Below are 12,758 nucleotides of genomic sequence, written 5' to 3'. Positions count from 1 at the left end.
ACAATGGAGGCATGAGTACCCCCGGACGCCTCGGAATCGGCATCATCGGCATGGGCCACGTCGGGCCCGTCATCGGCTCTGCGCTGCGCGCGGTCGGGCACCAGATCGTCGCCGTCTCCGCGTCGTCGGATGCCTCGCGCGAGCGTGCCGACGCGATGCTCCCCGGCGTGCCGATCGCCACGCCCGAGGAGGTCGTGCGACGCTCCGAGGTGGTCATCGTGGCCGTCCCTGACGACCAGATCGGCCCCCTCGTGAGCGGGTTGGCCGACTTGGGGGCCTGGCAGAGCGGGCACATCGTCATTCACCTGTCGGGTGCCTCCGGCGTGGGGCTGCTCGGCGCCGCTGCGGGCGCGGGAGCGATCCCGCTCGCCATCCACCCGGCGATGACCTTCACCGGCACCAGCGTTGATGTGGCGCGCCTCGTGGGCACGCCCTTTGCGGTGACGGCTGCGGCACCCTTCCTGCCGATCGCCCAGGCCCTCGTCGTCGAAATGGGCGGCGAACCCGTCGTCGTCGCCGAGGAGGATCGCCCCCTCTACCACGCGGGCCTCGCCCACGGCGCCAACTTCATCGCGGGCATCACCGTGCAGACGACGCGGATTCTCGCCGAGGCCGGCATTGAGAACCCCGCTCTGTACGTGCGCCCCCTCCTCGAGGCCGCCCTCGACCGGGCCCTCACTGAGGGGGTTGTGGGCATCTCCGGGCCCGCCGCCCGCGGGGACGTGGGAACGATCGCCGCGCACGCACGCAGCCTCGGGGCTAGGGAAGGTCTCTCGGGGGAACGCGACACCTACGCGGACATGACCCGCGCCCTGACCCGCCTGCTGCGCGACGCGCGTCTCCTCGACGAACGGGCCGCCACCAGCGTCGAGGCCGCCCTCCTCGACCCGGGCGCCTGATCGCCACACACCCAACGAGCCCGAAACGCGGGAGAGAGAATGCGCGCAACCCCGGCCTCGTCGCGAAAACGCGAGGCGTGAGGAAAGCGACTCGATTGCGCACCGGCGGGCCGAAGTTGCAAGAATAGAACTATGACTCACCGTCCCGTCCTGACCCACACGCGTGCCGAGTTGGCCGACGCCCTGTCGCGCCTGCCCGGCACGAAGGCCCTCGTGATGACCATGGGTGCCCTCCACTCCGGGCACCTGCAGCTCGTGCGCGAAGCCCGCGAACTGGCCGATCACGTGATCGTCACGATCTTCGTCAACCCGACGCAATTCGCGCCCGGCGAGGACTTCGACGCCTACCCGCGTACCCTGGACGCGGACATGGACGCGCTCGAGACGGTGGGTGCGGACCTTGTGTGGGCGCCCGCGCCCCAGGACGTGTACCCCACGCCCGCGACCGTGACGATCGACCCGGGCCCCATCGCGCGCGTCCTTGAGGGCAAGACGCGCCCCACGCACTTCGCGGGCGTCGCGCTCGTGTGCACCAAGGTCGTCAACCTTGTGCGCCCCGACGTGGCCCTTTACGGTCAGAAGGACGCCCAGCAGCTGGCCGTCCTGCGCACCGTTTTCTCCCAGCTGGACATCCCCGTGCGCGTTCACCCCGTGCCGATCGTGCGCGCCGAGGACGGGGTCGCCCTGTCCAGCCGCAACCAGTACCTGAGCGACGATGAGCGTATCCGCGCCCGTGCCCTCTCGCGTGCGCTGCGTCGAGGCGCCGAGGCCGCCGAGGCCGGGGCACAGCCCGCGGAGATCATCGCGCAGTGCCGCTCGGTTATCGACGCCGAGGGCAGTATCGACCTGGACTACATCGCGCTCGTGGACGCGGGAACTTTCGAAATCCTCGCTGGCACCGAGTCCGTGCCCGTCGGCGAGGGCACTGCCGCGCCCACGATCCTGTCCGACGGCTCGCGTGAGGGACGCATCCTCATCGCCGCCAAGGTGGGCACGACGCGCCTCATCGACAACATGGAGGTGCCGCTGCGCGACGCTTCCGATCCTGCCGGCCGTCTCGCCGAACGCGCGGGGGACCTCGCATGATGGAAATGACCCGCGAGATGGCCATCGGCAAGATCCATCGCGCCGTCGTCACCGGCGCCGACCTGCACTACGTCGGCTCGATCACGGTGGACGAGGACCTGCTGGACGCCGCGAACATCGTGCCCGGGCAGAAGGTCGACATCGTCGACGTCAACAACGGCGAGCGCCTCTCGACCTATACGATCGCGGGCGAGCGAGGCAGCGGCACGATTCAGCTCAACGGGGCGGCTGCCCACAAGGTGACCGTCGGCGACCTCGTCATCATCATGGCCTACGCTCAGGTGCCCGAATCTCTCGTGCGTACGATTAAGCCCTCCGTCGTCTTCGTCGACGAGGCCAACAGGATCGTCAGCGCCGGCGACCACGCGGGAACCGTCCCCGAGGACTCGCCCCGTGCCCGCGAGCTGGGGCTGAAAAGCTCCGGCGTCTGATTGACGCACCGGCAGGAGCGTCCACTCAACTGAGTGGGCGCTCCCTTTTTGCCTCGTTTCGTGCACCTTTGCTCGTTTGACGGCATGCGCTGTTCACAATTGTCCATACCTTGTCTCCGTCCGGCGCTGATACACCCGTCACACCTATCCTCGAAGAACCGAACGAAAGGAAGGTGGGGCATGACCAAGCGAGCGTCTCGGACGCGCCACGCGCTCGTCGGATACGCGTTCCTGTCGCCTGCCCTCATCGGCGTCCTCATCTTCATGGTTGTCCCCATCGGCGTCATCATGTGGGTGAGCCTGTACCGGTGGGATCTGATCGGGGACACGCGATACGTGGGCCTGGCCAACGTCACGAACGTGCTGAGCGACCCGGCCTTCCTGTCGTCCCTGCGTACGACGATTCTCTTCGTCCTCCTCGTGGTCCCCATCCAGATCATCCTGGGCCTACTCCTCGCGAACCTGCTGACGAAAGGCGTGCGAGGAACCGTCGTCTATCGCACGCTCATCGTCATCCCGTGGATCGCGCCTCCGCTGGCCCTCGGCGTCGTATGGTCGTGGATCTTTGCCCCCACCGGTGGCCTCCTCTCGGCGCTTGCGGGCACTCGACTAGAAATTCTCGTGTCGCCCACCTGGGCGCTGCCCGCGGCGGCTTTCGTCGTCGTCTGGTCGAACGTGGGGTACACGGCTCTCTTCTTCATCGCGGGATTGCTCGCGATCCCGCGTGAGCTCACCGAGGCCGCGACCGTGGACGGGGCATCCTCCTCGCAGGTGTTCTGGCACATCAAGATGCCCCTCCTGCGCCCGACCTTCTTCTTCGTCTCGGTCACCTCCGTGATCTCGGTCTTCAACGTTTTCGACCAGATCTACGCCCTCACCAAGGGAGGCCCATCCGGCTCCACCGAGGTCCTCGCCTACCTGATCTACAAGGAGGCCTTCGAGACCGGAAACGTCGGCCGCGCCGCAGTCATGGCGTGCGTGATGATGCTGCTCCTCATGGGATTGACGCTGGCCCAGAACCTGTACTTCCGGAAGAGGACCACGTATGAGCTCGTCTAAGTCGCAGTCGCGCCGGCCCTGGTGGTCGACCATGGGGATCTACGCGGGGCTCTCGCTGGCCGCGTTCATCATGGTCGTCCCGCTCCTCTTCAGCTTTGTCACGGCCTTTAAGTCGCCGCAGGACTTCGCATCACACTCGCCCTTCGCGCTGCCTTCCCCGCCCTCCCTGGCCTCGTTCCAGGCGATCCTCACGGGACGGGTCAACTTCGGCGACGCGATCATCACGACGCTTCTCATGGTCGTGGTGATGGTCGTCGGGCAGCTGGTGTCCTCCGTGCTGGCCGCATACGCGTTCGCCCGCATCGAGTTCCCGGGGCGCGAGGTCATCTTCTGGCTCTTCCTGGGCACCATGATGATTCCGGCGTCGGTCCTCGTCATCCCGCTGTACCTCATGATGGCCAAGATGGGGCTCAACAACACCTTCTGGGGCATCGTCCTGCCCTTCGTGTTCGCCTCGCCCTACGCGGTGTTCCTGCTGCGTCAGTCGTTCCGCCAGATCCCCCAGGAAATCATCGACGCGGCGACCATGGACGGCGCCGGGCAGATGCGTATCCTCTTCTCCATCGTCGTTCCCGTGTCGAAGCCGATCATTTCGACGCTCGTGCTCATCACGGTTGTGAGCCAGTGGAACTCATTCATGTGGCCGCGGATCATCGCCGCGACCAGGCCACGCGTCCTCACGGTTGCGACGGCCGCCCTGCAGAGCCAGTACAACGCGAATTGGACGTACGTCATGGCGGCGACGACCATCGCGCTCGTACCGCTGATCGCTCTGTTCATTGTCTTTCAACGACACATCGTTGAATCGATTGCCCTGACGGGCATCAAGTAACAACACAACCCATCACAACTGGAGGTCTTCATGAAAAGGCGTTTTGTTACCGCTACCGCTCTGATTGGTGCCGCGTCGATGCTGATGGCCGCCTGCTCGCAGGGTGGCAGCGCGTCGAGCGAGGCGGGCACGTCCCTGACCCTGCGTCTGTGGGATGATCAGGCTGCCCAGGCGTACGAGGCGGCGCTCCCCGCGTTCACCGAGGAAACGGGGATCACGGTCAACGTCGAGGTCGTCCCGTGGTCGGACTACTTCACGGGCCTGCGTTCTGAGCTCGCCGCGGGCACCGGGCCGGACGTCTTCTGGTCCAACACGAACAACTACACGGAGTACGCGCGCGGCGGCAAGATTGTCAACATTGACGAGGAGTTCCCCGCCTCCGAGCGTGACGGCTGGCTTCAGGGTGCCATCGATCAGTACACGGTTGACGGAAAGCTCTACGGCGTCCCGGTCCTCACCGACCCGTCGATCGCGGTGTACTACAACAAGTCGCTGCTGGACGCGGCCGGCGTGAGCATCGATGACCTGCAGAACCTGTCGTGGGACCCGAGCGCTTCCACGGACTCTCTGCGGGAGATCACCCGCAAGCTGACGCTGGACTCGTCGGGCCGCAACGCGGCTGACCCCGCTTTTGACGCGGACCACATCGTCCAGTACGGATACAACGCTGCGCTGGATGGTCAGGCCATGTTCATTCCGTACCTGGGCTCGGCCGGTGCCACCCTGCAGGACGAGAGTGGTCGCTTTACGTTCGCGAGCCCCGAGGGTGACGCCGCGGTCGGCTACCTGGTGGACCTGATCAACAAGGAGCACGTGGCCCCCTCGGCGGCCGATACGAACGACAACGGCGACTTCAGCCGCGACCAGTTCCTGCAGGGCAAGATCGCTCTGTTCCAGTCCGGTTCCTACAACCTGGCGAACGTGGCAGAGGGCGCTTCCTTCGAGTGGGGCCTGGCTCCCCAGCCGAAGGGTCCCGCCGGTGCCGTGACGGTCGGTAACTCCGTCGTCGCCGCCGGTTCGACGGCGAGCGCAAACCCCGAGGCTCAGCACAAGCTGCTGGCGTGGCTGGCTGGCAAGGACGGCGGTGCCGCGCTGGGTAAGACCGGCGCCGGCTTCCCCGCGAACGAGAAGGCCCAGGCGACGTGGACCGCCTACTGGTCGGACAAGGGCGTCGACACCTCGGTGATGGCGAAGACTCCTTCGGGTACGATCATGGCTCCCTTCGGCGCGAAGCTGGGCGCGGCAATGGACGCGTACAACGGCGTGCTCAAGGAAGTCTTCCTGGGACGCACCGGCGTGCATGAGGGCGTCCAGGCCGCTCAGGACGCCGCCAACGCGGCGATTGATCAGTAGTCGTCACAGACTCGGGACAGGCGCCGGCGGGACATGATCTCGCCGGCGCCTCAATAAGGAGTACACGAATGGATACCGTGCTGGGCATTTACGCCCACCCCGATGATGCGGACGTGGACGCGGGCGGGACGCTGGCTCGCTTCGTGCGCGAAGGATCGAGGGTCGTCGTCGCAGTCGTCACGGACGGTGACGCGGGCGGCTCCGACCAGGATCTACATCAGCAGATGGGGGAGTTGCGTCGCGATGAACAGCGCCGCGCGTGCGAGCAACTGGGCGTCACGGAGCTCGTCTTCTTCGACGGCTACCCCGACGGTATGGTGACCCCGTCCCACGGGCTCGTGCGCGATATCGTCGCCCTCATTCGGCGCGTGAAACCGAACCTGATCCTCACCCTCTCGCCCGAATACAACTGGTCGTCCATCTACGCCAATCACCCGGACCACCGAGCCGTGGGCGCCGCGGTCACGGACGCCGTCTACCCGGCCGCGCGCAACCCCTTCGCGTTCCCCGAGCTGCTCGACGAGGGCCTGGACCCCCACGTCGTCGAAGAAGTGTGGTTCCAAGGCGGCCCGTCGACGAATCACGTCGTCGAGCTGGACCAGGCAGACATCGAGGCCAAGGTCAGGGCAGTGCGCGAGCACGTCACCCAATTCGACGACCTCGACCGGATGGAGTCCTGGATCCGACAGGGCACCCGCGACGCGGGGTGTCCCCACGGTTACGCAGGGGGAGAAGAGTTCTTCCGCTGGGACACGCGCGGGTGATGGCCCGCTAGCCGGCCTGTTTGCCGCACTGTGCCCCGGCCTCGTCCGTACGAGGCAGGGGCACAGTGCGTTGATGGGCGCCGCTCAGTCGAAGGCAGCGGCGACCAGCGGGTTTGTGCGGATCGCCTGGTCGAGTACGGCGCGCGCGACGTTGACCGAGTCGACCAGGGGGTGCAGCGCCAGCGCCTGCCACGCGAGGCTGCGGTCGCGCTCGCGGGCGGCGTCGATGACGAGATTCTCGCAGGCCTTCACGGATTGGACGAGGCCGAGAGCGGCCCCTTCCAAGGGAGCGACCGGAATCGGATGCACGCCGGAGGCGTCGACGTCGCAGGGAACCTCGACGACGTCCGTGTCGCGCAGCGTCGGAATCGAGGAGAACCCGCCGTCGCCGTTACCGACGTTGAGGATCATGCGCGCCGGAGTATTCGTAGCGAGAGCGTTCATGAGGTCGAGGGCCACCTTTTGGTAGCCACCGCCCGCGATGTCCTCGGCACGCCTGCCGGAACGCTCGTCGACGTCGCGGGCCTCGGCCATGTACGTCGCCTCCCGGTCGGCGAGCGCATCGATCCATGTCCGTCCCGCCTGCTCGGGGCACGCGAGGACGGCGTTGTAGAAGGCCTCCTGCTGATCGCGCAGGTACTCGCCGCGGGTTTGGTCCTGGTGGATGCGGGCCATGGCTTCGCGATGGCAGTAGTAGTAGAAGAGGTATTCGTTGGGCAGGGCACCCAGCGCGCGAATCCAGTCCGTGCCGATGGCGCGGGATTCTTCCATGGACCCCAGGGCCGCCTCGTCGGCGAAGAGGCGCGGGAGGATGTCGCGGCCGTCGACTGAGAGCGAGCGCAGCCAGCCGAGGTGGTTGAGGCCCACGTAGTCGAAGGACACGTCGGTGCGCTCATCTTCGGCAACGCCCAGGGCGTTCAGCGTGCGGTTGACGAGGCCGATGGGGGTGTCGCAGATGCCGATGACGCGCTCGCCGAGCACGGAACGCATCGCCTGGGTGATGATCCCGGCCGGGTTCGTGAAGTTGATGAGCCAGGCGCCCGGGCACAGGCGCTTGGCGGCACGTGCCAGCTCGAGTGCCGGTCTGAGCGAGCGGAACGCGTAGCAGTAGCCGCCCACGCCGACGGTCTCCTGCCCCAACAAGCCGTTGTCGAGGCCGCAGTGCTCGTCGAGGACCCTTCCGCAGGTCCCGCCCACGCGCATCGCGGAGAAGACGAAGTCGGCTCCGGGAAGCGCCTCGTTGATGTCCGTCGTCGCACGAACGGTGGGGGAGTGCGGGAAGTCCAGCGAGGAAAGCACGGCCATCATCGCGTCGAGCCTGCGCGCATCGGTGTCGTACAGGACGACGCGGTCGACGTCGAGGGAGGCGTAGGCTCCCTGACCCAACCGCGAACGGGCCAAGACGTCGATCATCGCGGGGACCCGGAAGCCCCCTCCTCCGACGATGGTGAGCTGCATGGCGGGCATCCTCTCTGGATACGTATAGTGGTGGCTCAGTGACATATTGTAGTCGCGCTCACGTCTAGGAGGACCCGTGGCATCTCATCTACCCGCCGCATCTCAGTTCGCGGTGTATGGTCCGACGTTTCTTGACGTCGTGATGGGTCCCCTCGACGGTCCTCCGGTTCCCGGCCGCGAGGCCTGGGTGGAGGGAGCTCTCATGTGCGCGGGCGGCGCGGCCAATCAGGCGATTGCGCTGGCTCGCTTGGGTGCGCCCGTGCGCCTGCACAGCCGCGTGGGCGTCGATCAGATGGGAGCGTTCGTGGACGAGATGCTCGCGCGCGAAGGCGTGGACACCTCCTCGTGCGAGCGCGTGGGCGATCAAAACGTCACCGTCTCCCTGTCTTTTGATGGCGATCGCGCGATGACGACGCGCGGGACGACCGCGCTGCCACGCTTGGGAGGCGACGCGCCGGCGTGCCTGCTCGCGGATGTGCGGGGAATCAGCGAGAACGGCGAGGTTGTCTCGTCTTGGCGCGAGCGCGGGACCTGGGTGCTGGCGGATACAGCCTGGGACGAGGCCGGGGCCTGGGACCCGGCCGACCTGGAGGTCTTGCACCTGGCCGACGTGTGCACGCCCAACGAGGAGGAGGCGCTCGCCTACGCGCGCACCGACAGCGTGGAGGAAGCTGCGCGGTGGTTCGCGTCCTTTGGGTGCGACTGCGTGGTTACCTGCGGCAAGAACGGCGTGATTGCGTGCGTCGACGGACAGATCCTGCGTGTGCCCGCACCCGCCGTGAAGGCGGTGGATACGACGGGCGCGGGGGACGTCTTTTCGGCGGCGCTGGCCTGGGCGCGCCGCACGCGCCGCATGCCGTGGCCCGAGGCGCTCGCCCTCGCCTGCGAGGCCGCCGCACACTCCACGCAGGGGATCGGCGGATCCTCCTCGGCCCCCTACGCGGCTGACCTCCCGGGTGCGTGAGCAGCCCAACCGGGCCCCTGCCTCGTCACGAGGCCAAATCCCGGTACGATAGGCGCATGACCGATTCTTCTTCCACGCCCACGCAAGCACCCGCAGACGACACCCCCGAGCAGGTCAAGGTTCGCGCGGCCAAGCGCGCGCGCCTCATGGAGGCCGGCATCCCCGCCTACCCCGTGCGCCTGCCGATCACGACCACCATCAAGGCGGTGCGTGAGAAGTACGCCCACCTCGAGCCTGGCGAAGAGACCGAGGACTACGTGGGCCTGGCGGGCCGCGTCATCCTCGCGCGCAACGGCGGCAAGCTCTGCTTCGCGACCCTCATGGACGGTGAGGGCAACAAGATCCAGGTCATGCTCTCGGCTGCCTCCGTCGGCGCTGAGTCCCTGGCCGCCTACAAGAACGACGTCGACCTGGGCGATCACCTCTTCGTTCACGGCCGCGTGATCTCCTCGCGCCGCGGCGAGCTGTCGATCTTCGCGACCCCCGCCGAGGTCACGCCCGAGGCCCAGGCCGAGTACGACGCCGCGCCCACCGCGCTGCCCGCCCCCGACGCCTCCTGGGCCATTGCCTCCAAGGCGATCCGCCCCCTGCCCAAGACCTGGACCACCGAGGACGGCGAAGAGATCACCCTGTCCGAGGACCAGCGCATCCGCCGCCGCGAGCTCGACCTGATCACGCGCCCCGCCGCGCGCGACATGGTCCGCATCCGCGCAGCCGTCAACCGCTCGATCCGCGAGAACTTCTTCCGCCGCGACTACATCGAGCTCGAGACGCCGATGCTGCAGATGATCCACGGTGGCGCGGCTGCCCGCCCCTTCACGACGCACATGAACGCGCTCGACACCGATCTCTACCTGCGCATTGCGACCGAGATCTACCTCAAGCGCGCGGTCGTCGGCGGTGTGGACCGCGTCTTCGAGATGAACCGCAACTTCCGCAACGAGGGCATGGACTCCTCGCACAGCCCCGAGTTCACGTCCCTGGAGGCCTACGAGGCCTACTCGGACTACAACGGCATGGCTGAGCTGACCCGCGACCTCATCCAGCAGGCCGCGCGCGACGCCTTCGACCTGTCCGAGGGCGAGGAAATCGTGCGCCTGGCCGACGGCACCGAGTACGACCTGTCGGGCGAGTGGGACCGCATCGACCTGTACGGCTCCACCTCCGAGGCCCTGGGCGAGGAGATCACGGTGGAGACGCCGCGCGAGACCCTCGTCAAGTACGCGGAGCGCATCGGCCTGGAGGTCGACGACTACGCCGTGTCCGGCAAGATCGTCGAAGACATCTTCGAGGAGCTCGTCGCCTCCAAGCTGTGGGCGCCGACCTTCGTCTACGACTTCCCGGAGGACACCTCCCCGCTGACCCGCTACCACCGCTCGCGCCCCGGCCTCACTGAAAAGTGGGACCTGTACGTGCGCGGCTTCGAGACGGGCACCGCCTACTCCGAGCTGGCCGACCCGGTCGTCCAGCGCGAGCGCTTCGAGGCGCAGGCCCTCGCGGCTGCCAACGGTGACCCCGAGGCCATGGTCATGGACGAGGACTTCCTCATCGCCATGGAGCAGGGCTTCCCGCCGTGCGGCGGCATGGGCATGGGCATCGACCGCCTGCTCATGGTCCTCACCGGCCAGGGCATCCGCGAGACGATTCCGTTCCCGCTGGTCAAGCGCCTGAGCTGAGCTGAGCTGAGAAAGGACCCCGGCCTCGTTCCATCATGGACGAGGTCGGGGTCCTGTCTTGTGCGTCGGTGTGGCCTCTGCTCAGATGTAGGAGCGGCGGGGAGCCATGCGCGTGTGGACGAGGTCGAGGAGCTCGTGCGCGGCCCCGTCGTCGAGGACGAGGTCGGTGGCGACCCCTGCGCGCAGTGCCCCGAGGAGCGGTAGCGCCTTCGAGGCGCCGGAGACGACGCAGAGGCGGCGTGGGATCTTCTTGAGCGTGGCTGGGCTCGGGCCCGAGGCGCGCTCGTTGAGGTGCATGTTCGTGGAGCCGTCCTCGCGGATGAGGACGGTGCACACGTCGCCGACAACCCCGTCGTTCTGGGCCGCCGCGATCTCGTTGGGGTCGAGGAACCCCCCCGAGTAGACGTGAGAGGGGAGGCGGGCCGACATGGAGCCGACGCCGAACAGGGCGACGTCTGCGCTGTCGATCGTGTTGAGGACCGACTGGACGGAGCGTTCGCGCCAGAGCGCCTCTTTGGTGTCCGCGTAGTCGAAGAATGCGGGCACGGGAAGTTGACGATGCGCCCGCCGATGGCCTTCGCGGCACGAGCGATGATGGCCTCGGCGTAGGGCATGCCCGACTCGGTGGCGGTGGCCGCTCCGTTGAGCTGGACGACTGTGGAACCCGCAAAAGACACGTGGGGCATGGCCCGCGTCACTTCGGCGGTGGTGTTTCCCCAGGCGATGCCGAGGGTGACGCCGGGGAAGAGCATGTCGATAAGGTGTTCCGCCGCGACGAGCGCAACGTTGTGCAGGCGGTTGACCTCGGTGTGGACGTCGTGAACGGGAACGACAGAAACCTGGACGCCGAAGAGGTCGGCGATTTGTCCTGCGAGGGTGCCCTTGAGGCCGGGGGAGGCAGACACCGAGATGCGCACCAGGCCGACCTCCCGCGCGTGGGCGAGAAGTCGCGAGACCGAGGAGCGTGATATCTGCAGGTGGCGGGCGATTGTCTCCATCGTCTGCCCCTGGAGGTAGTACATCGAGGCGGCCTCATGCGCCTGTTCGTCACGTATTGTCACGTTTTCTAGTGTGCCATGCACAAGCGTGCAGATGTGTGTGTTTGAACATTGACTTCCGTGCGGGGGTGAGTAGATTAATCTTCGTCAGATGGTCAGGGTCACACCTCTGGGGCTGCACGAATGTGCACTCAGTTTGGGCCAACGTGCAACAAGTGACATACTTGGTGTGACCCACGGATCGCTATCTCAGTTGATAGTGTTCGCTGGCACATTGTTCGCGGTGGGAAACCACCGGTGACCGGCGCGACGACGCGCTGGAGAAAGATAGGGAAACATGCTCACAACACTGCTCCCGGCAGCCGCCGACACGGCTGCTTTCACCACGGCCCAGCTGTTCTGGTCCGAATTCCTCGGCACGGCCGTGCTGCTGCTCCTCGGTGGCGGCGTCGTCGCGACGAACCTGCTGCCCAAGTCCAAGGGTAAGGGCGGCGGCTGGCTGCTCATCAACTGGGGATGGGGCCTCGCGGTCTTCGCCGGCGTGTACGTTGCATTCCGCTCCGGCGGTCACCTGAACCCCGCCGTGACGATCGCCAAGGCTGTCGGCCACGCCTTCGACTCCTCTGTTGAGCTCGCCCCCGGCGTCGCGGTCAACGCGACCAACATCCTCGTTTACATCGTTGCTCAGTTCCTCGGCGCCTTCGTCGGCGCTGTCCTGTGCTGGCTGACCTTCAAGAAGCACTTCGACGAGGACTGCGACCCCGCCCTCAAGCTCGGCGTCTTCTCCACCGGCCCCGAGATCCGCTCCTACGGTTGGAACTGCCTCACTGAGGCCATCGGCACCGCCGTCCTGATCCTGTGGGTCTACGTCTCCGGCTACACCGAGACCCACTTCGGCCCCCTCGGCGTCGCGCTGATTATCGTTGTCATCGGTAACTCGCTTGGCGGCCCCACCGGATACGCCATCAACCCGGCCCGTGACCTCGGCCCCCGTATCGCCCACGCGATCCTCCCGATCAAGGGCAAGGGTGGCTCCGACTGGGGCTACTCCTGGGTTCCCGTCGTCGGCCCGATCATCGGCGCCATCGTCGGTACCGTTCTCTACTTCCTCATTCTCGCCTGAGAGTGAGTGCGCGGGCGAGGCCTCCGCGGCCTCGCCCGCGTCATACCCCGCCGCCGGGGTGACATTTTGTGGGACTGCGAAGTCCCGCTTGCCGCGCAGGTGGCTCGACGCGGCA

At 66.9% G+C, this 12,758-nt stretch carries 11 protein-coding genes and 1 pseudogene; 10 read left to right on the top strand and 2 right to left on the bottom strand.

Annotated elements, in window-relative coordinates; all coding sequences use genetic code 11:
* The first annotated feature begins 11 nt into the window (after window positions 1–11).
* From FBF35_RS09035 to FBF35_RS09005, 7 genes are all read left to right on the top strand, one after another.
* Window positions 12–899, top strand: coding sequence for a Rossmann-like and DUF2520 domain-containing protein (locus tag FBF35_RS09035; RefSeq protein ID WP_060566402.1), 888 nt, complete (start codon window positions 12–14; stop codon window positions 897–899).
* Between the two features lie 132 nt (window positions 900–1,031).
* Complete coding sequence (gene panC, locus FBF35_RS09030; protein ID WP_060565821.1) at window positions 1,032–1,985, top strand: pantoate--beta-alanine ligase; 954 nt, start codon at window positions 1,032–1,034, stop codon at window positions 1,983–1,985.
* Window positions 1,982–2,416: an aspartate 1-decarboxylase gene (gene panD, locus FBF35_RS09025; RefSeq protein ID WP_060565820.1), complete on the top strand. Its 435-nt coding sequence runs from the start codon at window positions 1,982–1,984 to the stop codon at window positions 2,414–2,416. The genes panC and panD overlap by 4 nt, the downstream gene beginning before the upstream one ends.
* 180 nt (window positions 2,417–2,596) lie before the next feature.
* Complete coding sequence (locus FBF35_RS09020; RefSeq protein ID WP_060565819.1) at window positions 2,597–3,475, top strand: carbohydrate ABC transporter permease; 879 nt, start codon at window positions 2,597–2,599, stop codon at window positions 3,473–3,475.
* Window positions 3,462–4,307 (top strand): carbohydrate ABC transporter permease, encoded by an 846-nt coding sequence (locus tag FBF35_RS09015; RefSeq protein WP_060565818.1) that lies wholly within the window; start codon window positions 3,462–3,464, stop codon window positions 4,305–4,307. The genes FBF35_RS09020 and FBF35_RS09015 overlap by 14 nt, the downstream gene beginning before the upstream one ends.
* Before the next feature lie 30 nt (window positions 4,308–4,337).
* Entirely contained in the window at window positions 4,338–5,660 is a 1,323-nt protein-coding gene (locus FBF35_RS09010) for an ABC transporter substrate-binding protein (RefSeq protein WP_060565817.1), read from the top strand.
* 68 nt (window positions 5,661–5,728) lie between these two features.
* Entirely contained in the window at window positions 5,729–6,424 is a 696-nt protein-coding gene (locus tag FBF35_RS09005; protein WP_060565816.1) for a PIG-L deacetylase family protein, read from the top strand.
* Window positions 6,425–6,508: 84 nt separating this feature from the next.
* Here the strand turns inward: FBF35_RS09005 and FBF35_RS09000 are convergent, their stop codons facing one another.
* Entirely contained in the window at window positions 6,509–7,882 is a 1,374-nt protein-coding gene (locus tag FBF35_RS09000) for a 6-phospho-beta-glucosidase (RefSeq protein ID WP_060565815.1), read from the bottom strand.
* Window positions 7,883–7,958: 76 nt separating this feature from the next.
* Here FBF35_RS09000 and FBF35_RS08995 point away from each other — a divergent pair, with 76 nt between their 5' ends.
* Together FBF35_RS08995 and FBF35_RS08990 are read left to right on the top strand one after the other, a co-directional pair.
* Window positions 7,959–8,846 (top strand): carbohydrate kinase family protein, encoded by an 888-nt coding sequence (locus FBF35_RS08995; RefSeq protein WP_060565814.1) that lies wholly within the window; start codon window positions 7,959–7,961, stop codon window positions 8,844–8,846.
* A gap of 56 nt (window positions 8,847–8,902) precedes the next feature.
* The gene (locus FBF35_RS08990) at window positions 8,903–10,522 is read left to right on the top strand and encodes a lysine--tRNA ligase (protein WP_060565813.1); all 1,620 of its coding nucleotides are present in this window, start codon (window positions 8,903–8,905) and stop codon (window positions 10,520–10,522) included.
* An 81-nt stretch (window positions 10,523–10,603) separates the two neighbouring features.
* Here the strand turns inward: FBF35_RS08990 and FBF35_RS08985 are convergent.
* Window positions 10,604–11,544: pseudogene (locus tag FBF35_RS08985) on the bottom strand (sugar-binding transcriptional regulator).
* Between the two features lie 313 nt (window positions 11,545–11,857).
* Between FBF35_RS08985 and FBF35_RS08980 the strand changes: the two are divergent.
* A complete protein-coding gene (locus tag FBF35_RS08980) occupies window positions 11,858–12,643 on the top strand; it encodes an MIP/aquaporin family protein (RefSeq protein WP_060565811.1) in 786 nt (261 codons plus the stop codon).
* The last annotated feature ends 115 nt before the right edge of the window (window positions 12,644–12,758 follow it).

The organism is Schaalia odontolytica (genome assembly GCF_005696695.1).
GTDB lineage: Bacteria > Actinomycetota > Actinomycetes > Actinomycetales > Actinomycetaceae > Pauljensenia > Pauljensenia odontolytica_C.
The sequence above is the reverse complement of the archived record's forward strand: the minus strand, read 5'-3'. Positions and strand labels throughout refer to the sequence as shown.